19 protein-coding genes and 2 pseudogenes are annotated in these 23,446 nt (G+C 66.7%); 15 read left to right on the top strand and 6 right to left on the bottom strand.

What is annotated here, in order from left to right:
• Positions 1-122 precede the first annotated feature (122 nt).
• From ACZ7DE_RS39355 to ACZ7DE_RS39345, 3 genes and pseudogenes are all read right to left on the bottom strand, one after another.
• A complete protein-coding gene (locus tag ACZ7DE_RS39355) occupies positions 123-1,820 on the bottom strand; it encodes a helix-turn-helix domain-containing protein (RefSeq protein WP_470769206.1) in 1,698 nt (565 codons plus the stop codon).
• Positions 1,821-2,834: 1,014 nt separating this feature from the next.
• Positions 2,835-3,551, bottom strand: a pseudogene (locus ACZ7DE_RS39350) (restriction endonuclease); the annotation flags it as partial.
• Between the two features lie 230 nt (positions 3,552-3,781).
• Positions 3,782-4,639 carry an IclR family transcriptional regulator gene (locus ACZ7DE_RS39345; RefSeq protein WP_470769204.1) on the bottom strand — a complete coding sequence of 286 codons (858 nt, stop codon included), beginning with the start codon at positions 4,637-4,639 and terminating at the stop codon, positions 3,782-3,784.
• Between the two features lie 542 nt (positions 4,640-5,181).
• Here ACZ7DE_RS39345 and ACZ7DE_RS39340 point away from each other — a divergent pair.
• The 3 genes from ACZ7DE_RS39340 to ACZ7DE_RS39330 all read left to right on the top strand — a co-directional run bounded on the left by ACZ7DE_RS39340 (position 5,182) and on the right by ACZ7DE_RS39330 (position 8,459).
• Entirely contained in the window at positions 5,182-5,538 is a 357-nt protein-coding gene (locus tag ACZ7DE_RS39340) for an SH3 domain-containing protein (RefSeq protein WP_470769202.1), read from the top strand.
• Positions 5,526-5,924 (top strand): hypothetical protein, encoded by a 399-nt coding sequence (locus ACZ7DE_RS39335; protein ID WP_470769201.1) that lies wholly within the window; start codon positions 5,526-5,528, stop codon positions 5,922-5,924. Before ACZ7DE_RS39340 ends, ACZ7DE_RS39335 begins: the two co-directional genes overlap by 13 nt.
• A gap of 891 nt (positions 5,925-6,815) precedes the next feature.
• Positions 6,816-8,459 carry a DUF2637 domain-containing protein gene (locus ACZ7DE_RS39330; protein WP_470769200.1) on the top strand — a complete coding sequence of 548 codons (1,644 nt, stop codon included), beginning with the start codon at positions 6,816-6,818 and terminating at the stop codon, positions 8,457-8,459.
• 288 nt (positions 8,460-8,747) lie between these two features.
• On the opposite strand, the gene ACZ7DE_RS39325 is transcribed toward ACZ7DE_RS39330, so the two are convergent.
• Positions 8,748-8,951 carry a helix-turn-helix domain-containing protein gene (locus ACZ7DE_RS39325; protein WP_470769226.1) on the bottom strand — a complete coding sequence of 68 codons (204 nt, stop codon included), beginning with the start codon at positions 8,949-8,951 and terminating at the stop codon, positions 8,748-8,750.
• Positions 8,952-8,990: 39 nt separating this feature from the next.
• A pseudogene (locus ACZ7DE_RS39320) lies at positions 8,991-9,140 on the bottom strand (helix-turn-helix domain-containing protein); the annotation flags it as partial.
• 94 nt (positions 9,141-9,234) lie between these two features.
• Between ACZ7DE_RS39320 and ACZ7DE_RS39315 the strand changes: the two are divergent.
• The 11 genes from ACZ7DE_RS39315 (at position 9,235) to ACZ7DE_RS39265 (ending at position 21,073) form a co-directional block, all read left to right on the top strand.
• Complete coding sequence (locus tag ACZ7DE_RS39315; protein WP_470769199.1) at positions 9,235-10,404, top strand: conjugal transfer protein; 1,170 nt, start codon at positions 9,235-9,237, stop codon at positions 10,402-10,404.
• A 38-nt stretch (positions 10,405-10,442) separates the two neighbouring features.
• On the top strand, positions 10,443-10,688 hold the full coding sequence (locus ACZ7DE_RS39310) for a hypothetical protein (RefSeq protein ID WP_470769198.1): 246 nt from the start codon (positions 10,443-10,445) through the stop codon (positions 10,686-10,688).
• Positions 10,685-11,236, top strand: a complete 552-nt coding sequence (locus ACZ7DE_RS39305) for a hypothetical protein (RefSeq protein WP_470769197.1) — start codon at positions 10,685-10,687, stop codon at positions 11,234-11,236. Before ACZ7DE_RS39310 ends, ACZ7DE_RS39305 begins: the two co-directional genes overlap by 4 nt.
• A gap of 112 nt (positions 11,237-11,348) precedes the next feature.
• A complete protein-coding gene (locus tag ACZ7DE_RS39300; RefSeq protein WP_470769196.1) occupies positions 11,349-13,796 on the top strand; it encodes an ATP-binding protein in 2,448 nt (815 codons plus the stop codon).
• Complete coding sequence (locus ACZ7DE_RS39295; RefSeq protein WP_470769195.1) at positions 13,793-14,407, top strand: hypothetical protein; 615 nt, start codon at positions 13,793-13,795, stop codon at positions 14,405-14,407. The genes ACZ7DE_RS39300 and ACZ7DE_RS39295 overlap by 4 nt, the downstream gene beginning before the upstream one ends.
• A gap of 4 nt (positions 14,408-14,411) precedes the next feature.
• On the top strand, positions 14,412-16,532 hold the full coding sequence (locus ACZ7DE_RS39290) for a hypothetical protein (protein ID WP_470769194.1): 2,121 nt from the start codon (positions 14,412-14,414) through the stop codon (positions 16,530-16,532).
• The gene (locus ACZ7DE_RS39285) at positions 16,533-17,327 is read left to right on the top strand and encodes a hypothetical protein (protein ID WP_470769192.1); all 795 of its coding nucleotides are present in this window, start codon (positions 16,533-16,535) and stop codon (positions 17,325-17,327) included.
• 1 nt (position 17,328) lies between these two features.
• A complete protein-coding gene (locus ACZ7DE_RS39280; protein ID WP_470769190.1) occupies positions 17,329-18,546 on the top strand; it encodes a C40 family peptidase in 1,218 nt (405 codons plus the stop codon).
• Between the two features lie 452 nt (positions 18,547-18,998).
• A complete protein-coding gene (locus ACZ7DE_RS39275; protein WP_470769188.1) occupies positions 18,999-19,442 on the top strand; it encodes a hypothetical protein in 444 nt (147 codons plus the stop codon).
• Positions 19,442-20,296, top strand: a complete 855-nt coding sequence (locus ACZ7DE_RS39270; protein ID WP_470769187.1) for a hypothetical protein — start codon at positions 19,442-19,444, stop codon at positions 20,294-20,296. Before ACZ7DE_RS39275 ends, ACZ7DE_RS39270 begins: the two co-directional genes overlap by 1 nt.
• A gap of 21 nt (positions 20,297-20,317) precedes the next feature.
• Entirely contained in the window at positions 20,318-21,073 is a 756-nt protein-coding gene (locus ACZ7DE_RS39265) for a nuclease-related domain-containing protein (protein WP_470769185.1), read from the top strand.
• A 1,224-nt stretch (positions 21,074-22,297) separates the two neighbouring features.
• Here the strand turns inward: ACZ7DE_RS39265 and ACZ7DE_RS39260 are convergent.
• Positions 22,298-23,074, bottom strand: coding sequence for a replication-relaxation family protein (locus ACZ7DE_RS39260; protein WP_470769184.1), 777 nt, complete (start codon positions 23,072-23,074; stop codon positions 22,298-22,300).
• A gap of 180 nt (positions 23,075-23,254) precedes the next feature.
• On the opposite strand from ACZ7DE_RS39260, the gene ACZ7DE_RS39255 reads away from it, so the two are divergent.
• The coding region (locus ACZ7DE_RS39255) for a hypothetical protein (RefSeq protein ID WP_470769182.1) at positions 23,255-23,446 on the top strand (192 nt) is incomplete at its 3' end.

The following is a 23,446-nucleotide window of genomic DNA, read 5'->3' as shown; positions in this document are numbered from 1 at the left end:
CTACATGACCGGTCTTGGTTGGCTGGTGCCAACTCCGCTGCGAGCAAAACGCGTTGGCACCAGCGCAAAACACGGGAAAGGCTTCGGCGTGTGGTGCCCCAGGGGGCACCACACGGCTGGCCTTAGCTGTGCATGGGAGGCTTGCCGGACACGGCCATGCTCCTGCACCTGACGCACAGCCCGTTGCCGTCGTAACCCACTGCGTGCCGTCTCTCAGGGCAGCCGGTGCCGTCGGGACCTGGGCACCAACGGTCATGCAGCGACGTTCGAGGCGGGATGACGGCCTGGTCTTCCGGAGCGGGGCGCTCGGCGCGTGCAGCCAGAACCGCCTCTTGCCCCTGGGCGCCAAGCTGATTCCGGCTGGCCTTGTACTTCCTGGCCAGTGCGTCGGCAGCGAGGCGGGCCGCAAGTGCCTGGCCGAGGACTTCGGCTCCTTCCGCAACCGCGAGTCTCCTCGCCCTGGCGACCTCTTCGGTCAGGTACTCACGGAAGTCGGCGGCCGCCGACTCGTCGTTCTCCTTGCCGGCTCGAGCGAGGTAGTAGGCCAGAGCCTGGTCGATGAGCGCGGCAGTGGCGCGCTCAGTTGAGGCGAGAACCCTCGAGCACTCCTCACAGGGCTGGCCGACGGTGCCACGGTCCTCCTTGCAGTGTGGGCATGCTCTGCGCCTGGCCTCGGCTTCCTTCTCTGCGGCTGCGGCCTTGCGGTCCCGCTCACGGTCGGCGCGGCGATTCTTTTCCCGCTCTATGCAGGCTCGGCACAAAGAGCCGTCGTCGAAGAACTCGCCGTCCTCGCACCGGGGATCGGGGCACGGTCCCGGCTTGAGCATGGCCACTGCGGCGCCGATGGGGCTGGTCAGAGTGCCTGCTGTGTGGTGCTCCATGTAGCCGTGCGTCACCCAGCGCCGGGCGACCCTGTCGCCGAGCCTTCGGGCCTGAGCGAGACCGCCATCGGTCAGCTGCTGCTCGATCGCCTTGAGTAAGGTCTTGGGCCAGTTGAAGCGGGCGGTATCACGCAGGGCCTCCGACAGGGCGTCGGGGAAAGCCTCCAGGACAGCCTGGACCTCCTTCGTTACCAGCTGCCCTTCCCTGCCAGATCGGACCGATCTCTGATGCTGCGCTTCAGCGCCGCTGGCTGCGGCGGAGCCACTAGACGTCTCGCGCGTGCTACTACCTGCAGATGGCCTACGGCCGTTCCCAGCGCTACGCGCTGAAGGCGCTGTCTGTCGTTCACGTTGGTCTGGTTGATGTTGGTCTGGTTTTGCGCCCCCATTGTCAGGGGTACGGGCACCCCCATTTCTTGCGGACCGCGCCCCACCATTTTCAGGGGTACCGGTGCCCCCATTTTTGGGGGCACCGCGATGACCTGTGGTTTCTAGTTCGAATGCCTCGGTGTCGCTCTGCTCGGCCTGCGCTGCCGCAGCCAGGCGCGCGTTGCGGCGGGCGAGCCACTCCTGACGGGTGAGGGGACCGGCGTAACCCTGCGGAGGGCGGAACCTGATGTCGTAGACGTAGCGGCGGCGCATCCCACCCTGGTAGCGCTTCTCGGTCAGGACGACGGCGCCGATCGCTTCCAGGGATTCCCGGTAGGGCTTGAGCTGGTCGGGCTTCTTCAGGCCCATGGCGTCGGCGAGCTCGGCTTGGGTCGGCCAGACGCGGTTGTCCTTGCGGCCGTGGTTGACGCACGAAGCGAGGACTGTCCACAGCTCACGGTGAGCTGACTTGACCCCGGAGTAGGTGATCCATTCGGGGACCATCGTGAAGGGCAGCGGGCCGTCGCTGCTGATGACGTCGAAGTCGTCATCGAATGCGGGCTCGCTCATCGGCCCTGCCTCAAGCTGGTGATGGGCTGGGCGGAAAACGGGTAGAAGGGTGCGTGGGGCTGGGGTGACAAGAGTGCTTCCCTTTGCAGCGATTCGGGGAGCCTCATTGGCCAGATAGTGGGCAAGCGGCGCGATCAGGGTGCTGCTGCTGCTGGGCCACGTCTATTCTGGCTCCGCCGGCGTGTGGGCAACACGCCGGCACGAGGCTCCACCTGCGGGTGCGGGCTGGCGCCCCTCATCAGGGGCGAAGACTCTGGGCGAGTCGAACTTCGGTGGCCGTTCCGTTTCGGCGGGGCGGCCACCGGCTTTCAGCGGGGCGGAGCAGGGCGGGATCTGCCACTCAAGCCTGCTGATCGGCTCCTGACGTTCAGCGCAGCGCAGCGCGGCGGTTGCTGTGGCGGTATCGCCCGAACTTGTACGCTCATAGAAAGCGCACCTCCCCGTGATCATGGTGCGGCCGCTCTGCTGGGTCTCGACCCCCGGCAGTGGACCGACAGGCCCCCGCAAGGGGCCTGTCGCGTTTGAGAGATCTTTATCCCCCTGATGGTCTATCCGATCACACGCAACGTAACGGGCGTGTCGCAGGTCGGACCAAGCCGTCGGCTGAGGACCTCAGTTGGCATCACTGTCGCCGGGGGGGGGCGTTTCAAGAACGGCGCGGCGGCCTTGCACAGCACGGGCGCGTACCAGCCATCGCCGCACCACGAGAGAGTCAGCGACTTCACCACTCCATCGCACGGGCTGGCCCGCCGGGCGAGGTGCTTGGCGACCGACCCGGTCGCCATCAGTTAGCCATCCCACCAACGCGCGCGGAAGAAGCACTGGAGCAGCTGACCCGGGCTCTGCAGGATGAGAACGTCACCGGGCGATGACAGGCCGTCGACGCCGAGCACCCGCAGAAGCATCTCCGCAAGGCCGACCGCATCGCGGACGCAGAGATCGTGCAGGACGCTCCCCACCACTGCGGGGACAAGCCACGGCCCCAATTGCAGGCCGAACAAGACGGTCTTTTCTGCTCAAAGGTGACGTTCGGCGCGGGGGTGGTACCGCTCGCAGGAGTTCCCACAGCGGACGCGACCCCGCCGCCCACACGGCGAGCGTCTGTCGGTCGACGACGTGTAGCCGCTGCTGCTTGGCAAAGTCCACGGCCGGACCGGTGACCCGGCCGTGGGTGATGATCACGGCGACGTCCGCCCCGTGCACCTGCCTGGCCGTGCCGTTGAGGACCTGCAAAATCCGGGGTGCCCACCGCCGGGCCCTGAGCGCCGTTGCGGCGGTGCTTGCACTGGATGACCCACCGCCGGCCGAAAGGGTCGGTGGCCTTCACGTCAGCGCCGAGGTCTCCAGGGCCGCCGACCCGCTGGGCATCCTGGCAGCCGTCGCGGTGCATCAGGTCCCGGACCGCCTCCTCGAACCGGGTGTGGTGCAGCGCGTCCAACTGGGCCAGCCCGAACCACAGGCCCTGCGACCGAACCGCCTCCCACCGAGCTTGCTGCTGACGGCTGTACAGCCATCCGGCGCCCGCCAGCAGGGCGAGGACCAGGAGCAGGAGCAGGACGAGCACCCACCAGTGGGCCAGCAACCAGTTGACCACCATCACCACCAGGCTGATGACCGCGGCCGCCGCCATGGCGAAGCCGCAGCCTGGCCGATCAGCTGGGCTTCTTTTTGCTGCTGCCTCTTGCTGGGCCGTCGGCTACGCCGCCGTGCCTGCGGCCGCCGGCGGGTCACCGTTCCCAGGGGATCGGGTACGACACCGTGGGACCAGGCTTCGGCGCTCGCGCGGCGGGACGCTGTCGAACCGGATCGGATACTGCACCGTGGACTGCGGCCGCGGAGTCCCCTCGTCTTTCGCAGGGGTGTTTCCGTTGCCCAGTCCGATCACGGCCAAGGCCGCGACACCGAAGATCATCGTCTCTCGTTTTGCACCCGGCGCCCAGCGCGAATGTCCGCGAACGGCACTACTCCACGCTCAGGTCTCCCCGGACGGCTCGCTTGTCGGCGGAGGTCTTTGCGTCGCTGGTCGGCAACGGCTCGCCGTAGCGCGGCGTTTTCCTCCCACTTGTGGCGTCCTTCCCGGGACCACCCGACACAAGCAGGCTGAGTCGGTTCGCGGCCGCCGTCATCACAGCGATCGGGACCGCCAGGTCCTTCGGCATCAGTGACGAGGGCTTGAGAATGGCGACAGCCCCGTAGACGGCATCGCCCCACATGACGGGGGCGGCGATCGAGTCCCATCCAGGGATCTCCTCGCGGCCCACGGCGTACCCGGCCTGCTGGATGGCCTTCAGGGAGGCCACGAAGTCGTCGGGATCCCGGACCACGCCCGGCCCTGCGGCGGCGGGTACCTGTTCAGCTAGGACGCTGGCGACCATGGGGGGCGGCAGGTGCGCTGCGATCACGCGTCCAGAGGCACCCACTCGCAAGGTGGAACCAACCTCCACAAGCTCCGTGGCGGTCAGGCCAAGTGCGTCGAAGTCATACCGCCCAGGTGCGTAGTCGACGCAAGACCGGTGAGGTCCGCCGTATGGGGAGAGGCCCCACAGCAGCGCGAATCCGTCCAGGGCCTGGCTTGCCTGCTCCAGCACAGGGTGAAAAGTTTCGGCGCCGGGCGTGTTCACCATGGCCTGCATTCCGAGCTGCGCGGCTCCGGGCCCGAGCCGGTATCGGCCAGGAGGCACGCGGACGAAGAGCATGCTGGGAATTCCGGACTGCAATATGCGATAGACAACGGCCACATTGAGACCCGTGGCTTCGGCGATCTCGCTAGGGCCGTGGGTGGGGCCGGACAGGCGAGTGAAAGCCTCCAACACGAGCATGACCCGTCGCGCATGAGCGGTGCCGCTTGGTCGGGCGGCTCCTATCTCATCTTGTGAATTGATTGTGTGGACCTTCTGTGCTGCGGCACTAAACAACTAAGCCCCTCGTCGCGTAATCCGCTTCTCCCTCCGGCGGCGGACGGGGAGCGGTCACCCCTCGGACCGAATGGCCCATACAGCTCTCGTGGCCGGTGGTACATGTCCTCCAACCCCTCGGCCCCGCAACCCCCTTGGGGGAGTACTGAACCGCTTGGGCCACTCTACATGCGCCAGGCGAAAAGGCTCCCCATATTCATATCAGGTCAAAGCGGGCCTCTCTGGGTTGTCATTGCGTGATGCGCAATGCAGACGTTTCGTGACGCGAAAAAGACCAAGGAAAGAGATTATCCTATCTGCAGCATTGCGCGAGGCGGAAAAAGGGGAACGGCTGCTCATTGCGCGGTGCGAAAAAAGTTGACACGTCTCTGCCGAACTCAATTGACTTCCTTCTGGTTTCATTCGCAAAGGGCATTCGCGAGGATGCCGGTAACTACGGGGAAGACATGCAGATACGCAAAGCCATAACAGCCCTGTCGCTGACCGCCGCTCTTGCGGGATCCGGCCTGGTGGTCGCCGCGGGCACGGCCGAGGCCGCCGCGAAGGGCTGCTACGTCACGGCCTCGTCGGCCAACATCCGGTCCAAGGCCTCCTCCAGCTCCACCGCGGTGGGTGTCGCCTACAAGGGCAACAAGTGCTCGGAGAAGGACTACGACTACAAGGGCGGCTATGGATGGACCAAGGTCAAGATGACCACGGGCACGGCCAAGGGCAAGACCGGCTGGATCAGGGACGACCTGCTTCACACCGCGGCGGAGGACGTCCACACGTGCATCCCGGAGGACACCGCATGCCACAACTGATCAAGAGCCCGCGCGTCCGTGCCGGCGCGGTCGTAGGAACCCTGAGTCTCGCCCTCCTCACCGGCCTGGCCGCCACGCCCGCCTCTGCGAACAGCTCCGGCTGGTGGACCTCCCCCGGCAAGCGAGCCGAGGGTTTCTACAACTCCCTGACCGGCCGGGTCTACGCGAACGACATCAAGAAAGACGGCTATAGCGCGATCACCCAGGTCCGCACCGCCAAACACGGCTACTTCGTCGTCGACGTCACGGACAAGGTGGCCAACAACGGGGGCAGCTGGAAAACCCCGACCCTCTACGCGGGGGTGCGCTTCAAGATGAGGGTCTGCGTGTACAAGACCGGCCACAAGCCCACGAAGTGCGGGTCCTGGCACGAGTTCGACAAGTAAGAGCTGAGTCTCCTCCCGGAGCAGCCTCGCGTCACCGAACTCAAAGCGTGTCACCCTCTGGCGGACCTGATCAGGGCTCCCGACGGCCGTTAGGGGGTCAAGCAGTGGCCGAAGTGTGGGTGGCCACCAACCTGGCCGATGACGGCAAGCGGTACCGACTGATCCGAGCCGAGGACGTCCCGCATATACCCCGTCGGCGAGCGCCACGACTGCTTGTCCAGGTCCCTGGCGGCGAGGTGTGCGGCTGGGTGGCCTTGGCGGACAGTCCGAGCCGTACTTTCGGTTCACCGGGTGGGATCGAACTGATCCTCGGTACCGCCGCCAGTGCCGGATCGCTTCCACCCGAACCGGCCGCTGCGCTGGACCTCGCCCGCCTCAAGGCGCGCGAGGTCCAGCCGCTGGTCTGTCCGCCCCTTCATTGAGGGCGACGCGTGGGTGTGGCGGACAGGCAGCTGCGCGGTGCTCGTGAAGGAGCGCTCCTCGCGCGCTGAGCTTGCCGCGCTGCGCACCGCCCGCTTTGTGACCCGCCACCAGACCCGAGGGCCGCCGGACCTGACCTGGCGGTCCTCGGGTCTGGTCGAGCGGACCTCGATGCTGTGTCCGCCCGGCGCTTCACGGGTCCCTGAATTCGTTGATCTCTAGGAACAGCGTTTGTCGACCGGTTCTGGAGACAGTGCCTCCCAAACTCATCAACATCACCCGACCGTGGTTCTGGGCGCCTCCCAAACCCGTCGACAAGTGACGTCACTACTGCTCGACAAAGCCACCCCCCCCCGGTGTTCCTGACAGCCTCCGTCCCTGGCTGCAGGCAAATGGCCCGCTACCGGGCCGCAGCGCCATGAGAGGCTGAAGAGATCGTGACCGCGCGTCAGAAGAAGGAAGGACCAGCAAGTGACGGGGGACATACGGGGGACGGCACCGGTTGCATACAGCCGGGCCCACCGCATTCTGATCGGCATAGTGGTCTGCGGAGCGCTGATCATCGCCGGGATCGGCTTCGTCGGCTCCTACGCGGCTGTCCGTGAACTTGCCGAGAAGAAGGGCTTCGGGGCCTTCTCCCTGGTCTTTCCCATCGGCGTGGACGCCGGCATCTGTGTCCTGCTGGCACTCGACCTCCTGCTGACGTGGATCCGCATCCCCTTCCCGCTGCTCCGTCAGACCGCCTGGCTACTTACCACCGCCACGATCGCCTTCAACGGCGCCGCCGCCTGGCCCGACGCACTCGGCGTGGGGATGCACGCCGTCATACCGATCCTCTTCATCATCGCGGTCGAGGCCGCCCGCCATGCGATCGGCAGAATCGCGGACATCACCGCAGACAAGCACATGGAAGGTGTACGCCTCACCCGCTGGCTGCTGTCTCCCCTCCCGACGTTCCTGCTGTGGCGCCGTATGAAGCTGTGGGAGATCCGTAACTATGAGGAAGCCATCAGGCTCGAACAGCACCGTCTCGTCTACGAGTCCCAGCTGCGGGCAGAGTACGGCCGGGCATGGCGCCGCAAGGCTCCGATTGAAGCAGTACTGCCCTTGCGCCTTGCCCGGTACGGCATTCCCCTCGCCGAGACGGCACCACATGTCCTTGAGGATGCCGGTCTGGACATCTCCGTCGGCGCGACACGCATTGATGAATCGGCGGTCGAGACTTCACAGTCCGGCGACCACCAGGGAGTGCCCGACACCACAGAGGACGCCGCTGCCCCGCTCGGCCACTATCAGGACGCGGTACAGCAGCTGGAGCCCGCTGTGGAGCAAACAGCCGTACAGGTGAGCGAGGAACAGTGCGTCCAAGCCATCCACGTCTACGGCGTCCAGTACGGCGTGCTCCCCAACGCCCGGCAACTGGGGTTGTTCCTGCTGGATGCGTACGGGGTGGCCGATCCACTGACCGGGGGGCCCGTCGTCGAGGAGCAGCTCCGTCCCATACTGCAACAGTTCCGTCAGTTGTACGCCCGCGGCACTGACGCTCAGGCGACCGCGGAGACGACAAGGGCCGACATGGCTGGCGCAGGCTTCCTGGAAGGGGCCGAGACTCAGACGACCGAGCTGAGCAGCGCTCAGCCCACCGCCCAGGACCACGCCGCCCGACAACCCATGGACCAAGGGGGTATGGAAGAAGCGTCGGCTGTAGACGCCATGCCGTCCGGGTCGGCCGCGGAACCTTCGCGAGCGCCTGGTCTGCTGGCCGTGGAGAACTCCTGGCCGACCGATGATCCGACGCCCCAGGAGCAGTCCTCCGCTGAACTTGTGCCAAGCGGTACGGTCATGACCGAGGACGAGGTGGTCGACCAGCAGGCGATGCCTCAGCAACAGGCTCAGGAGCCCAGCTCAGACCCCATCCATCAGCAGATCGTCAGCATCGTCGGCTGGCTTGATGAGGCGGAGGAAGCGGGGGAGAAGCTCTCCGGCGCGGAGGTCGCCCGGCGCCTTGGCGTATCTCCTCGAACCGGGCAGCGGCGACTCGATAAGGCCCTCGAGTACCGCAGCGAAGACCAGCGGTTCCACGGCCGGGCTCACCTCCGGTCAGTCAGCGGCTGACCTGCTCGGTGGCAGATGAAGTGGTGAACCCTCCTGCCGGTACCAACGCCGACTAAAGCCCCGGCATGCGGTCAACGCCGCGACTCCGGGCCTTGTTGTGCTCTTGGCGTGTGCCTTCGTCCTGGTCACGGCCTCGCTGGCGGGTGTGCCCTGGGGTACGCGGGAAAAGAAGCGGAATCGACTCGCCTTGCCCCTCAAAAAAACCCTTTCCATCGCAAAGTGCATTTAAGTAGCCAATCGGGCTAGCGGCGCTACCGTCTTGCATTCTGTGGGTTTGTCGACAAAGGGCTATCTATTCTTCGGCTTCTTGAATGGGGCGCTGTTTCTAACGGTCCGTTCATCGGTATTGAAGAGAGCTTCCAGTGCGGGCACCCATCTGTCGGGGAGAGCCTGGCGTCCTCTCTCGACATCGCAATAGGTGCTGACCGCGACCTTCAGGGCCTGTGCTACCTGCGTCTGAGTGAAGCCCAGGAGTCGCCGCAGAACCCGCAACGTCGTCTCCCCGTCTACGAGTTCGACAAGATCGAGCGGGGAGACGCCGAGACGTCTGGCCAACCGGGGGAGGTACCGTGGACCGGGTCGCTGGTTCTTCGTCTCCCACATGGCAACTGTGCTGCGAGAGCAGCCCACCTCATCTGCCAACACCTGTTGGGGGATTCCACGTGCCTGCCGCAACTCTGTGACAAGCCATCCCCGTAGACGCCATCCGTTTGCCCCCGTGCGCATGGCACAGGACTCTACTCGCCCTGAAACGAACTCTTTTGACGATCAGTAGTTGACGGCGTACTGTCCAGAACTGTTCGGGCCTATCACGGGGGAAGGTCATCTGGGGATGAGTGCGTTCAAGACGGCTGTGTGGAAGGTTCTCAACCTGCCAGAGCCTCGCAACGACACCAGAGCTCCGCAACAACCGGAACCATCCCCGCAGCAGCCCACATCACTGGCCGGTGCCGCGCAGTGGGTGGCCGCGGGCAAACGGGCACAGGCCGAGCTTCACGGCCACGGCGAGCCCAAGGCTGCGACCGAACCTAAGCAAACACGGACCCCGGTCACGCCCTGGGCTCTCCAGGAGGAGAAGAGCGGCACGAGGGCTCTGGTCACCGCAGGCCGGATCGCGCTGTGGTCGGTAGTCGCCCTGGCTGCGATCACCGGCGTCAGGTCGTGGTTTTGGCCGAACGAGCCCGCGCCCGCTCCGGCCCCGAAGGTTCAGCAGGGCCCCACCTACCCTGTGCAGGACGCCCAGTCGGTTGCCGCCCGCTTTGCGTACTCCTACCTGACGTGGGACGAGGCGAAGCCGGAGGAGCGGACCAAGGCCCTGGCGCGGGACATGCCCAAGGGCATCGACACCTCCGCAGGTTGGAACGCGAAGGGGCAGCAGTCCGTACTCATCGCCCAGCCGGGCAAGGTGGACGAACTCGGCGACCAGCGGGCGCGGGTGCACGTGGACGTGCTGGTCAACACTCCTGGCCAGGCGAGCGACAAGAAGAAGACCCAGCCGGCCGAGCAGAAGTGGATCGGGCTTGAGGTCCCAGTTCTCTACACCTCCGGCCGGATCGTCGTCACTGGTGAGCCCGGCATCGTGGGCGTCCCCACCTCCGGCCCTTCGGTCACCGACCAGAACGCGGCTGATAGCGACGTCCAGTTGTCCGCTCAGACCCAGAGCACTGTGGACACGTTCTTCACGGAGTACGCCAAGGGTGAGGCCGACAGCGTGACCGCTCCGGGTGCGAGTGTTCCGCCGCTGCCCGCCGGGATGACGCTGCTGGACGTCCAGAGCTGGAACGTCGACCAGGGCAAGGGGAGCGACCGCACTGGTACCGCCGTCGTCCGCTGGCAGATCGGTGACGCGGAGCTGGAGCAGACCTACCGGGTCGAACTGACCCGGGTTGCTTCGGCCGATGCCGAACGCTGGCAGGTGGCGGAAGTTCACGGCGGAGCGTCCTGAAGCTCCGCCCGCACGAACCGAACGAGGGGATACGAGGCATGACCGAGGGCGTCAACTTGGCGTTGACTTCTGGTGCAGACCTGAAGACGTGGGTTTTCCTGATCGCCGGAAACATCTTCCTGATCATTCTGGTGGTCCGGGCGATCGGCCATTACGCGAAGCGTGAGTGGGGCGAGCTGATCGGCCACGTCATCACCGGCATCCTGGTGGCGGGCTTCGTGTTCGCCACCGATACCACCAAGACGATGTTCGTGGAGATCTTCAACAAGGTCGCGGGCGCGTGAGTCGGGTCGGACACACCTACACCCGCCACTTCGATCTTGAAACGCGCCAGCACGAGATTTTCGGCATGGACCTGGGCGAAGGCCCGTCCCGCCGGATGCTCGTGACCGGCGTAGTGATCTACGCACTGTGGACCGGGACTCTGCTGGCCCTGTTCGGGCTGCCCAGTCAGCTGACGTTCACGCTGTACTTCGCGCCGCCGGCAGTAGTCACGTTCTACGGCGCTCAGCGCAGCCGGAGAAACGAACGCAGGTGGAACCTCACCCAGTGGGCGCTGTGGGTGCGCTATCTGACGGTCGGACACCGGCCCGTCATCAACGGCGGCCGCCGCGCGGCAGAGCGCAACGAGTGGATGCCGATGCGGGCCCGCCTCGGTGAGCGCGCCGAGGCGTTTGTAGAGCTTCCCGGCATGGGGGTCTTCGAGAGCGCCCTCGGCAAGGACGCGCCAAGGCCGACCGCCGGCCGCAGCGTTCCGTTCGACACCAAGACCCGGTTGTACGGGCCAGACGTGGTGTACCGGGCCCGAAAGCGCACCGGCGGCAAGAAGTAATAAGAGGGGTACGGGGATGAAGATCGCGAAGGCAGTCGGGCGTTTCCTCGGAGTCGCGGGCGACCGGTCGGCACCGCCGCCGCGTTACGTGGCTCTGGCGGACGGAGTCGTGGTGACGGAGACTCACGCGGAGGCGTGGTACGTCCTGTCCAGCAGCAACACAGACCTGATGTCCGAGAGCGCGCGAGACGCCGAGCACGACCAGGCGTCCAGTGCGCTCGCGCGCATCCTCGCAGGGCACGAGTGCCACCTGCGGATTTTGTGGAGCCCCCTCAACGCGGAGGACTACCGCGTGGAGGCAGAGGAACTATTCACCGCCGGTGACTTCCAGTCGTGGGCGGACGCGCGTATCGAGCGGTTGAACGATCTTGCTCTGTCAAGCCGCCAGTTGCTGCTGGGTGTGCGTATCCAGGAGCGTTCCGGCCAGGCCCAGGCCCGCGGCCGAAGCGGTCTGCAGGATGCCCTCGGCATCAAGTCGACGGGCATTCCGCAGCGTGAACTTGCCCGGCTCGACGCGCTCGCGCGACGGCTGGGCCGACAGTTGGAGACGACACCGTGGCGGGCCAAGCCAGCACCGGTCGAGGTCCTGGCTTGGATGATCGCTCGTGAACAGCACCGGGTCACCGCACTGCCCAGCGCCAATTCCGCAGGGGTGATCTCCGGTGCGAAGCTGGCCGCCCTCACCCGCGGTCGCGTGGTCCCCTACCCGGACCACGTACGCGTGATCGACTCGCACGGTGAAGTCGCGTCCTGGACCAGCGTCCTGACGATGGACAGCTTCCCGGAAGAGATGGAGAGCCCCGGACCGGGAGAGTGGCTGCGGACCGTCAGCGAGATCACGTACGTCCCCGAGTACGACGAGGAGGGCGTCGACCCTGACGTCCAGATCCTCCCCGTCAACCCGGAGCCCAGCGTCCGCTTCAAGGTGCTGCACCGCCGCGACGCACTGAAGATCACGGAGGAAACCCGGCGCCTGGCCAAGGAACAGGGCGACTCGGCCGCCCAGCACTCCGCCGGGACGCCCGCAGCCGACATCATCGAGACCGAAGAGACCATGACCCAGCTCGCGCGAGACATGAAGCGCGAGGACGTCACCCTGATGGAGGACCATCCCCGGCTGGTCGTCTCCAGCGACGTCTCGCTGGACGACCTTCGGTCGAAGATCGACGCCGTGGTCACCCACTTCGGCGGACTCGGCATCGAGGTGTCCGTCGCCAGCGAGGAGCAGAAGGAACTTTGGCTGGAGACGCTGCCCGGCGACAAGGTCCGCGTCCCTGACCTCAACCACATCCGCACCGTCGGCGCGTTCGCCGGAAGCTGGTTCTGGGGCGGTGCCAGCGTCGGAGACGACACCGGCCCTGTCATCGGCTACCTCACCGGCTCCACCCCCGGGCTGGTCCGCAACGACTTGACCGGCGGCAGCCAGCGGGGCGACGCGACCACCACCGCTTTCATCGGCAGGTCCGGCCGAGGCAAGACGACCGCGATGATGATGAGCTTGCTGGACTCGGCGTTCCGCGGCAGCTTCGTCCTGGCACTCGACTTCAAGGGCGACATGGGCGGCCTGGTCGGCGCCGGCCGCCGGTACGGCCTGAACGCGCACCTGGTCGAGACGGGCAGTCAGTACGCCGGTGTTGCCGACCTGTTCACGCTTCTGACCGGCGAGAGCGCCGAGCGGGCCCAGACCGAGGTCCCCGCTCAGCTGGGCATCGCCCTGCCTCAGCACCTGCGGATGCGCGGTGCCGAGACGCCGATCCAGTCGGCCGTCAACGAGGTGATCGCCGCCGGTGACCCGCAGGTGTGGAAGGTCATCGAGTACCTGCGGCAGTCCTCCGACGACCTGGCGAAGGAGGCTGGAGAGGCGCTGTACGAACTCGCGCAGACGGGACTCGGCGCCCCGTTCATGGGCAAGCCGTCCGGCAGCGCGTTCATGCGTCCCGAGCCCGGCATTTGGGTGGTGCAGATCCCCGGAATCTCGCTTCCCGCCCCGGACGACGACCGCGAGGACTGGTCCGTGCACCAGCGGCTCAGTGTGGCCCTGGTCCACTCGATGCTCGCGTTCGGTATCTCGATGGCCGGCCGCAAGGACCTGCGGGGCCTCCGAAAGGCGATCGCAGTCCCCGAGGTGCATGTCCTGACCGCGACCCGCGAAGGCAGTTCCTTCCTGCAGTACATCGCGCGAGTCGGCCGCGCGTTGCAGACCGCTCTCGTCATCGACACTCAGGACCCGGAGTCGCTGGCGAAGCTGACCGGCTTGATAGAGCAGATCACCACCATGTTCGGTTTCCAGCTCACGAGCGCTGAGCAACAGGACGCGCTCGCCGCCCTGCTCGACCTGCCGGTGGGCGACCACACCCGGGCCCTGATCCAGGCCATCGGCGTGGACTACGACCAAGAGATCCGGCACGGTCACGCGATCATGCGCGACCGCAGGTTCCAGTCCGCCACCGTCCAGTTCGACGTCCCGTCGCTGGAGCTGCTGGAGCTGCTGAGCACGACGCCGAAGGTCGACACCGGTGGGACCAATCTGACCAAGGAACCGCAGGGGGTAGGGGTATGAAGCGCGCCGTGACCGTCGCCGCCGCCGTGGCGGCCGCCGTACTCGTCGCCGGATGCTCATCGAAGGACGACGGGGAGAAAGGCAGCACCGGCGGAGACAGTGCCGCCGACGCCACGAAGGCCGCCGTGCTGGCCGCCCAGAAGTACCAGAACGCCGTCAACGACGAGGACTGGACCACGGCGTGCGGGCTCCGCACCGAGCGGTACCGGCACGGCTCGGTCAAGGAGTGCGTCGCCAACAACCAGCCGAAGACCACGAGCCCGGAACCGACGCCGACCAACAGCGAGAGCGAATTTCCGCCGCTGCGTCGGGCGGACGGCTCCATCGTCCCCGGCAAGTCCACGCCGAGCGCCAGCGGTCCTGATCGGGCGGAGACAGGGGAGGTCAAGGCCAGCGCGCCGCAAGACGTCCCCGCGGCAGGTGACCACCCGGCCGGCACGGGAGTGCGCGTCGAGTACACCGTCACCTGGCCCGACTCCACCACCACTAGCCGCAAGGCCCTGCGCGTCGTCCGGCAGGGCGACGCCTGGCTGATCGACCAGTCCGAGGACATCGCGGAGTCGGACGAAACCCACGGCAACCCCGTCCGCGACGCGCTGACGAGGGGATGACGCAGTGACCAGCCTTGAACGCAAGACCTACCGGTTCAGCGTGCTGAAGCTGCTGATCCGACTGCAGAACTTCCGTCTGCCCCGCAAGCGGAACATCCTGATCCCGGTCCTGGGGATCTACGTCACACTGCTGGTGACCGCGCAGTCGGCATGGGCAGCGGACTACACCCCGGTCGGTATTGGCGACCTCCTCCCCTCGGTCTCGATCCCCTACACCAAGGGGCAGGGCACCCTCTACGAGGAGTACGGCAACCCGCTGCTCTACACGGCCACTGATGACTACGGCATGTGGGACGTCATGGACCCGATGCTGGAGATCCCGGCCATCATCTGCATGGGGCTCACCGCGGTGGTCGGTTCGGCTGCAGTCACCATCGTGCAGTGGATCTTCAACGTCACCACGATCCCGCCGCTGGAAAGCGCCATCACCGATTCGGTGGGCGGTGCCGCCAAGACGCTCACCGAGACGCTGCTGCCGTCCGCGATGGTGATCGGCGCGCTGGTGGCATGGGCCAACCACCGCAAGGCCAGCGGATCGAGCCTGTCACAGCTGGGCTGGGTAGCCGTGTCCACCGTCTTTTCGATCTCCCTGCTGATGTCGCCTCAGACATGGGTCAACGGCATCGACTCCGTCCGCAACGTCGGTTCCAGCGTGGCCATGAACGCAACCAGCGCCGGCCTGGGAGACGGCACCAAGGAGCCCATCGACCTCGGTCACAAGACCACGTACGGCAACAACGAGCGCGACAACATGCTGCGGAAGTCGTCCGACGCGGTCTGGCGGACGTACGTCGTCACGCCGTGGTGCGTGGTGGAGTTCGGCAGCTTGGAGGCATGCAAGGACAAGGGGAAGGAATTCCTGGACCAGGGCATGGACAGGGACAAGCGCAAGGAGTGGCTGGACGACCACGCGGGCGGCGACGACATCGGCGGCGCCAGCAACACGTGGGTCGACGGACACAATCCGGTGGGCCGCATGATGGTCGCCATCCCCGCGTTGATCTGTGTCGTGCTCTTCGCCGCCCTGGTCCTGATGCTGGCGTTCGCCAGCCTGGCGTCACTGATCGGCGCCCTCATGATGCTGCTGTCCGGAGTGATCTTCGCTTGCCTCTGGATCATCCCGGGCCGCCCCAGGATGTGGGGCACCCGCTGGTTCGACTTCCTTCTCGGCTACACGCTGCAGAGCGGCATCGCGACGATGACCCTCGGCGGCGTCCTGGTCGTGACCACCGCCTCCACCCAGCAGATGGGCGAGTACGGGTACGCAGCGGCCGCCGGTATCTCCATCGCCACCGCGGTTGTCGCCTTCAAGTTCCGGGGCGTCCTGGAATCGATCGTCGGAGTCACCGGCCTGACCAGCCCAGCCGCCGCCGTCGGCGGACTGCTGGCCGCCCGCGCTGCAGGCAAGGCCGGATGGGGCATGACCAAGGCACTCGGCCAAGGCCTCGGCAGCATGCGATTCCCCCGCATGCCCCGATTCCCCCGGCGCAGCCCCGGAGGCGGCGGAGGCGGCAACAGCGGCCGCCCGACTCCGCAGCTTCCGCCGGGCGGTACCCCCGGAGCACTGTCCGGTTCCCGGCGCCCCATACCGCCGCTGCCCTCCGGGCAGAGCGCGGGCGCCGCACTGCCGGGCAGCAGCAGCCGCAGGGAAGTTGGTCCCCTTACGAGCCGCCCCGAGCTGCCTTCGTCCACCGCCCCGGCCCGCGGCCGGTCCGTGGCCGACGGCCCGGCCACGGCCGTCCCGGGTACCCGCCGCCCTGCGGAAGTAGGGGGTTCAGTGCCCCGCCAGGCTCTGCCCGCCGGAAGCGCCTCCGCCCAGTCGGCGACCCAGCCCGCGTCGGGCAACGCGAACCGCCCGGCCACTGGAGCGGCCAGCCGCCCGTCGCCGACGCTGCGCACCGAGAACGGCGGTGCCAGCTACACCTTCCGGCAGGGACCGAAGACCGGCTCCTCCGCACCGAAGGTGATCCCGCACAAGGTGGTCCGCTCGACACCCAACAGGCCCGGCGGGTCCACCGGACCCAACCCGAGCCGGCCAGAGGCCCGCACCCGTACCCGCACCCGCGGAAGCGGGCGCGGTCTAGCCGTGCCCACCATGACGCGCCGCAACGGGGGGAGGAACTAAATGACCAGCGACGACAAGCGCCCGCGTAGCCCGGCGGAGTTCCGCGAGCTGCTGCGGGAGGTGTACGAGCCCCCCGAGGTAGAGGAGGAGGGCAAGCGCCGTCACCGGCGCCGTGCCCGCCGCCAGGCCCGCCGCGACGCGAAGCAGAACCGCAAGTCCACGGTCAAGCAGGTGCTGGAGGAGGAGCGGGCCAAGGAGCCCATGAACCCGGCCGGTGCCGCCGTGATCATCGTTGTGATCCTGGTCGTGGGGTTCGGCGCCACGAAGTGGATTCTCGGTGACGAGAAATCGCAGGACACCGTCAGCGTCGCCCCGAGCTCGACCGCTGCCGATCCTGCCGCCGGCGGCAGCACGACGCCCAGCACCACGCCGAGCGCGTCCACCTCGCCCTCGGTCTCCGTGCCGCCAGTGGACCTGAGTTCGCCAGAGAAGACCGCGGAGGGCTGGGCCCGGGTCTACATGACCCGCAATCCGCCGGTCGACAAAGAGCACGAGACCGTTGTCGAGCGTGCGGCACCCTGGATGACCGAGGCCCTGGCCCGGAACCTGGCGGGCAACGAAGACAGCCTGTGGAACAACCTGATCTCCAACGGCGGGATGTCGACCGTGACCACCGTCGACGTGAGCAAGGCCGACGAGAAGCTGGGCATCGACACCCCGCTCAGGGTCTGGCGGGAGGTCACGGTCAAGACGGCCATCGAGGGCTACAAGAAGTACGACAAGACCTATGTCTTCCAGGCGGAGATGACGCGCGACGACGACGAGTGGCGCGTGTCGAGGGTGCTGGGGGTCTGACGTGAACTCGCGCCAGGCCGCCATGATGGCCACGGGGGTGGCGCGTCGAGGGGCAGCACTGAAGCTCGCTGTTCCCGCGAGTCTCCTCTTCTTCGCCTTCCTTATAGGACTCGGGATCGTCGGCGGTATCTCCGGCAGCTCCCAGGCGTCCGCCGCGTCCTGCGGCGGCGCCGGACTGCCCGATGCCCAATACGAGAGCGACGACGAGAGCGATGGAGGTGGCACCGATAGCACCGATGGACTCCATGCACAGCAGATCAAGAACGCCAAGATCATCGACTCGGAGGCGATAAAGGCCAAACTCCCCGGCAGGGCAACTCTCATCGCTTTGATGACGGGCCTTCAGGAGTCGACTCTCCTGAACCTGGACCACGGCGATAGGGACAGCGTTGGTGTTTTCCAGCAACGTCCGTCCACGGGCTGGGGCAGCAAAGGACAGATCATGGACGTGCACTATGCGGCCAGGATGTTCTTCCTCGGGGGGGACGGAGGCGATCCGCCGGGCCTCACTGACATAAAGGGCTGGGACACCAAAGACCTGGGAGCCGCTGCCCAAGCGGTACAGCGCTCGGCAGCCCCCACGCTCTATGCGGGCCAGGAGTCCGAGGCTCGTCGGATCGCCAAGGAAGCCGGAATCAACCTCACCCGCGCCGGCAAGGCGAGCACCCAGCCGACCGACACCCCGTCAGGCGGCACATCCGCCCCGTCCGGCACCCCGAGTGGGGCACCCACCGAGCGGTGCGAGAACGAGGGGGACCAGCAGGACACCCCCGCCAAGCCGGGCACCGCATTCCACGACGGTGATGCGAACTGGCCCGCCGAGGTGAAGAACCCCCGGTCCACCGCTGACGCTGTGGCCTGGGCCCGGCGGGAGGCCGACAGCGGTTCCACTGAGTGGTACCGCAGGTGCCTCGCCTTCGTGGCAATCGCCAACGGGTGGAGCTTTTCCGGTACCAACTACGCGATAGACCACTATTGGGAAATGCCCTCCAGGATGAGGCACAACCGGGACCGCAACCCCCCGGTGGGCGCCCTCATGTACTGGAGCACCGACAGCCGGGCCGGACACGTCGCCATCTACGTCGGTAACGGCGAGATCGCGTCCAACGACATCCGCGAGCCCGGCCGGATCTCGATCGTCCCTGCCACCGACATTGAGTCGAAATGGGGTGCTACGTACCAGGGTTGGGCGCCCCCGTACTTCCCCAAGGGAGGATAAGACGTGGCATGTCAGTGCCTTTTGAGATGATCTAACCACGCTCAACGCCTGATCGACGCCACCAGCACCGAACTGCCCGACCGTAAACGGCCGGGACGGTTCTGTACTACGGCGCCGGGCCCGCGCTCGACGCCATCCAGAGAGGCTGTGCCGCCACATGGACCGACCCGGACCGGCTGCACACGGACAAGCAGTAAGGAAAGCGTCGATGCCTGTTGTGGCTATTACGGCGGCAGCGGTAGCAGGAGCACCGACCAGACCAACGGACTGCACGCCCAGCAGCTGGCCAACGCCGCGAAGTACGTCGGCTTGGCTCCGCCCTACTTCCCGAAGGGCGGCTGAACAACGGCCCGGCCGCTCGCGAGTCCATATGGGGGTGAACGGGCTGGGCTGAGCCACAGCTGGTAGGCCACCGGCGGGCTGGCACACAACGAAACCGAAAGGGAGGCAGCATGGGGGATGCCCAAGACAGGCAGAGAAAGGTCGCCTGCCAGTACCTCAACGAGTGGGACCCGCAGGCATGGACGTGCCACGGTCACACCGAGAAACCGGAGACGAGCGCCTGCTACGTCACCTTGGACCTGACCACCGGGAAACTGGCCGTCGGAGCGACCGACGAGTTCGCTGACGGGCCGCCCTGGCTGGTCGCCGTCTGCTGGTGCTTCCGCTGGCCTATAGCGCCGCTGCCGGCCGACCGCGCCAACGCGCTGCTGGACAAGCTTGCCCCCTACGCTCAGCGATTGATCGACACCACCAGCACTGAGGCACGCCACAGCAACCGACCGGCGACCATGTTGCACTATGGCGCCGGCGCAGCGATCGACGCCATCCAAAGACAGTGCGCCGGCACGTGGACCGACCCCGACCGGCTCGTAGAACGACCTGGGAAAGCTTGATGCCAGTCATAACGAATCCGGAACAGGTCCCCCTGCGGCCCGTCTACACCATCGTGGTCAGCGCCGACGAGGAAGTCACCGTCGACGGCCAGCGCATCGACAAGCTCCCTGGCCAGGACGCCCGGGAAGCCGCTCTGGCCGACATCCGAGAACGAGCCGCCCGCAGGGGCCACCCGGTACGGGTCATAGCGAAGGAACCTGACGGCAGCGCGTGGCCGCTGATCATCGACTACGACGGAGCCGTCACTCCCCTCGACGCCTGTCACCCGACGCCGCCAGTACCGCAGACGCATACGCCCCCTCCGGAACCGGCCATCAGCCACCTCCCACCGCCCACCGGCGACCCCCTGCCCGTCACCCCCCTCACCCCGGCGGCCGACTGGCTGACACCACTGCCCTACGACTTCCAGCAGATGCTCGCCCAGGTGAAGGCCGCAGAGGATGCGGGAGACCTGCCCGCAGCCGGCGTACTGGCTCAAGACCTCGAGGAAGTACTGGAAGACGGCTACGGCCCCGCCCACCCCTTTACCGTCAACACCCTTTCGACACGTGCGTATCTGGCACTGCGCCAGGGTGACTGGCACAACAGCATGGTCCTTCACCTTCAGGCCGCTGAAAGGCGCCATCAGCAGCAAGCCCCACGAGCCGAAACCCTCAGGCTCGCACGGAACGCCCACTTCTGCTGGAAGCAACTGGCCAAGCCGACCAACAACCCCGCCCACGCTCACGCACCCATGACAGCCGCTCAGTGGGGCGGCGAGGTGCTGCGCGTCCTGCGGTTGGTCGGCACCGAACTCGTCATCATCACGGTCACCGAGCAGTGGGCCGCCCGTCTGCAGCCCGCTGCCTCCTGAGACACAGCCGAAGGGGGACAGATGGCCATGCGCAGCGGCGCCGGCCAGTCCGCGCAAAACGAGTACGAACGACGTCTGCACTCGTGGCGGACCACCGCCCGCCGCCGCTTCCTGCGCGGGCTCCCCTTCGTGATCGTGGCAGCGGCACTGCTGGAGTGGTGGGTGGGCTGGCAGACCACCGGCGTGCCGCTGTACGGCCACGTCACCGCTCTCGCCGTGATTGTGGCCTGGTGCACCTCCCTGGCGGCCCCGCGCCACGTCACCGCCTGGCGAGCGGGAGCCGAGGGCGAGCGCAAGACGGCCCGAGCCCTCGTCCCCTTGGCGCGCCGAGGAGCGATAGTCCTTCATGACCGGGCCATCCCCGGCAGCAGGGCCAACCTCGACCACCTCGCCATCGGCCATTGGGGCATCGCCTACATTGACACCAAGAACTGGCAGGCCAAGGGCGCGCATGTCAGCATCAGCCGCGACGGCTCCACCCTCTGGTACGGCCGCTACGCGCAGAACAAGACGGTCTCCACAACCAAGTGGGAGGCAGAGCGGGCCACTGCCGCCCTGAGCCGCCCCCTCGACGGCATCCCGGTCCACATCCAGCCCGTCATCGCCGTACACGGAGCCAAGGTCGGCCGCCGCGGCGTACTCGCCTTCGACGGAGTGATCATCCTCGAGGCCCACCGGCTGGCCGCACACCTGCGGCGCCAGCGCCCGGTCCTCTCGCCCGACCAGATCACCCAGATCGGGGAGATCACCAACCACGCCCTGCCCCCCAAGCAGTAACCATCCGCCGGAAGCCGAAGGCGCCGCGCCCAGCGATGAACCCGGGCGCGGCGGCGAGGCAGTCACACCGGCGATGAAGGTCGCATTCATCCACGACGAGCCGACATCCTCCGGCACCACAAGCCAAGGAGGCGGCAACAGACCGACGCTGTCGGCACGGGGAACGCCTTGCCCGGCCAGGCCGCCCGGGCATGGCGACCTCAGCGGCCAACGTGATCCGCCCGGGAATCCCCGCATGGCTAAACAAACACCTCGCCATCCGGTCCCAGAACCTGCGCCTCGACCGGTCGCGGTCTCACGCGAAACAGAGACCCATGCCGCTGCGCTAGGCGCTGGCCGATCCTTCGGCCACGGTGACCACCCGGGCGAAACAGACGATCAGCGACTGGTCACCGATGGCCATGGGCCGCTGGGCCACCCGCACCGGCTCCCGTACATGGGGCCGGCGCGGGTGGCCGCCAGACAGCCCTCAGTCGGCGAATGACCGACAGGAACATCCCGCCATCGGCCATGGGTGGCTGCCGGCCAGGCGGCCGTGGCCGATGGCCGGTGACTGACGACCGGCCGATGGACGCAGCGACAAGCCGCAGATAGACCGACAGTCCGGCACATCATTACGACAAGTACCTACTGCGGCCTCCCCAACCGCTGGTTCCTCGCGCCACCAGCGCTGCGGATACTGCGGCCAGGACACCTGAAGGGAGTGTGGCCCGACCTGACCGACGGCGGCCGGTGCGGCTGGCCGACGCTCGGTCGGATAGCTGCGGATGGCCGGCGTGACCGATTTAAACGGCGCTTCGCGAGACCACCTGACCGATGTGACCGGTGGGCGTGGCAGAGCTTGGACGACGTGACCGGCAGGCGCGGCAGGTGGCCGTTGCGCATCGATCGGTCACCCGGTCATGACCGGTTCTCCGTCGACCGGCCGTGGCCGATCCATCGACCGGCTGACCGACTGTCCCCGCCGCACGTCCCCTCCGGCGCGCCTGGCCGCACTGAGCGGGGAACCGGAGAACCGGTCGTGGCTGGGACGCTGGCCGGTCGATGGATCGGCCAATGGTTGTGACCGGACGGGTTGTGGAAGCGGTCGACCAGGCCGGAACGGCCCGCAGACCAACGGCATGCTGGCACACCGCCGCCCCCCCCCCCGCACAGACGAAGCCGCGGGTGCAGGGCCCTCAAGCCCGCGAGCCGGAAGCCCTCACAGCACCCGGAAATGCCCCTTCACGGTCTTTCCCATGGGCGCACCACAATACGTGGTTCCCGGCCGGCCTTCTCCGCGCTGGTGTTCGCATCAGCGGCGGCGGCCCGCACACCTTCGAGGAGATGCGGATAAACCCAGTAGACAACTCCAGTGATATGCGGGGCATAAGCGTAGGAGAGCATGATCCGTGTCAGGCGCGGCCTGCTCTTTCGGCTGCGCTCTAGCTCGTGAATCCAAACATCCGACTCGTTTACCAAGGATGCGAGATCTGGGAATGCGCGGCCGCCGGTCCCCCGGCCTGCCCCCATCTCGATATCCGATCGCAGTCGCGCTTCAGGTCCAGCTGCGGGGTTCGGCTCGGTCCTTCGGATTTCCTGCTCAGTCATGATCACGTGGGATGGCTGTTTCTCCGCCAGGTGGTGAGCCAGATCGATCACGGATAGATCGTGTTCCAGTTCGGCAATCTTGGGAGCGCCGGTCGAACCGGTCAGCTCCACCGCCCGCAATCCTTCACGCGTCAGCCAATGGACCCGAGGGTAATCGGCGAGCATTCGCGCGTGATCGACCAGTCCCAGTTCATGTAGTGCCCTCAGTCGACGTTCGTATATCTCCAGTCGACGATTTCCGTCACGCTTGTTGAACTCCCTTGCCACCTGGCGGGCCGTAACGGCTCGCCAGCGGCCCATCCAGGTCAGGATCTCAACGTCACGGGACGTCAGCCGCCTCTGAGGTCGGTGCGGTTGACTGCGGCCCCGGTGATCACTCCCGCCCGGATCCACGACCGTGCTCGAATCCATGCTTGCTCCTCTGCTCAACCTCTGCTGACCCAAGCATAGTTCACATTGCTCTGACCTGGTAGGTCGTCACTTCGCCATCGGAGACCCCACGCCCACAACGTCAGTAGTCAGATGCGAAGTGAGAGTGGTAGTGAGAGGAGAGGCTAGGGTCTGAGGGAGAGAGACAGAGAGGGGGGAGGGATGGAAGGGGGAGGGGAGAAGGGGTTGAGTAAAGAGGAAAAGCGAAGAAAAAGAGATAAAAGAAGAGAGGAAAAGAAGAGAGGAAAAGAAGAGAGGAAAAGAAGAGAGGAAAAGAAGAGAGGAAAAGAAGAGAGGAAAAGAAGAGGGAGGAGGGGGAGGCGGAAGTGCAGAGGAGGGGAGCGGGAAGAGATC

This window comes from Streptomyces sp. NPDC037083 (assembly GCF_055606485.1).
The sequence above is the reverse complement of the archived record's forward strand: the minus strand, read 5'-3'. Positions and strand labels throughout refer to the sequence as shown.

What these genes read in the sequence shown, in the direction of transcription:
- ACZ7DE_RS39340 (WP_470769202.1), top strand. Translation starts at nt 5,182, where the DNA reads ATGCAGATACGCAAAGCCATAACAGCCCTGTCGCTGACCGCCGCTCTT.
- ACZ7DE_RS39335 (WP_470769201.1), top strand. Translation starts at nt 5,526, where the DNA reads ATGCCACAACTGATCAAGAGCCCGCGCGTCCGTGCCGGCGCGGTCGTA.
- ACZ7DE_RS39260 (WP_470769184.1), bottom strand. Translation starts at nt 23,074, where the DNA reads ATGGATTCGAGCACGGTCGTGGATCCGGGCGGGAGTGATCACCGGGGC.
- ACZ7DE_RS39345 (WP_470769204.1), bottom strand. Translation starts at nt 4,639, where the DNA reads ATGCTCGTGTTGGAGGCTTTCACTCGCCTGTCCGGCCCCACCCACGGC.
- ACZ7DE_RS39295 (WP_470769195.1), top strand. Translation starts at nt 13,793, where the DNA reads ATGAAGCGCGCCGTGACCGTCGCCGCCGCCGTGGCGGCCGCCGTACTC.
- ACZ7DE_RS39355 (WP_470769206.1), bottom strand. Translation starts at nt 1,820, where the DNA reads ATGAGCGAGCCCGCATTCGATGACGACTTCGACGTCATCAGCAGCGAC.
- ACZ7DE_RS39270 (WP_470769187.1), top strand. Translation starts at nt 19,442, where the DNA reads ATGCCAGTCATAACGAATCCGGAACAGGTCCCCCTGCGGCCCGTCTAC.
- ACZ7DE_RS39275 (WP_470769188.1), top strand. Translation starts at nt 18,999, where the DNA reads ATGGGGGATGCCCAAGACAGGCAGAGAAAGGTCGCCTGCCAGTACCTC.
- ACZ7DE_RS39265 (WP_470769185.1), top strand. Translation starts at nt 20,318, where the DNA reads ATGGCCATGCGCAGCGGCGCCGGCCAGTCCGCGCAAAACGAGTACGAA.
- ACZ7DE_RS39285 (WP_470769192.1), top strand. Translation starts at nt 16,533, where the DNA reads ATGACCAGCGACGACAAGCGCCCGCGTAGCCCGGCGGAGTTCCGCGAG.
- ACZ7DE_RS39310 (WP_470769198.1), top strand. Translation starts at nt 10,443, where the DNA reads ATGACCGAGGGCGTCAACTTGGCGTTGACTTCTGGTGCAGACCTGAAG.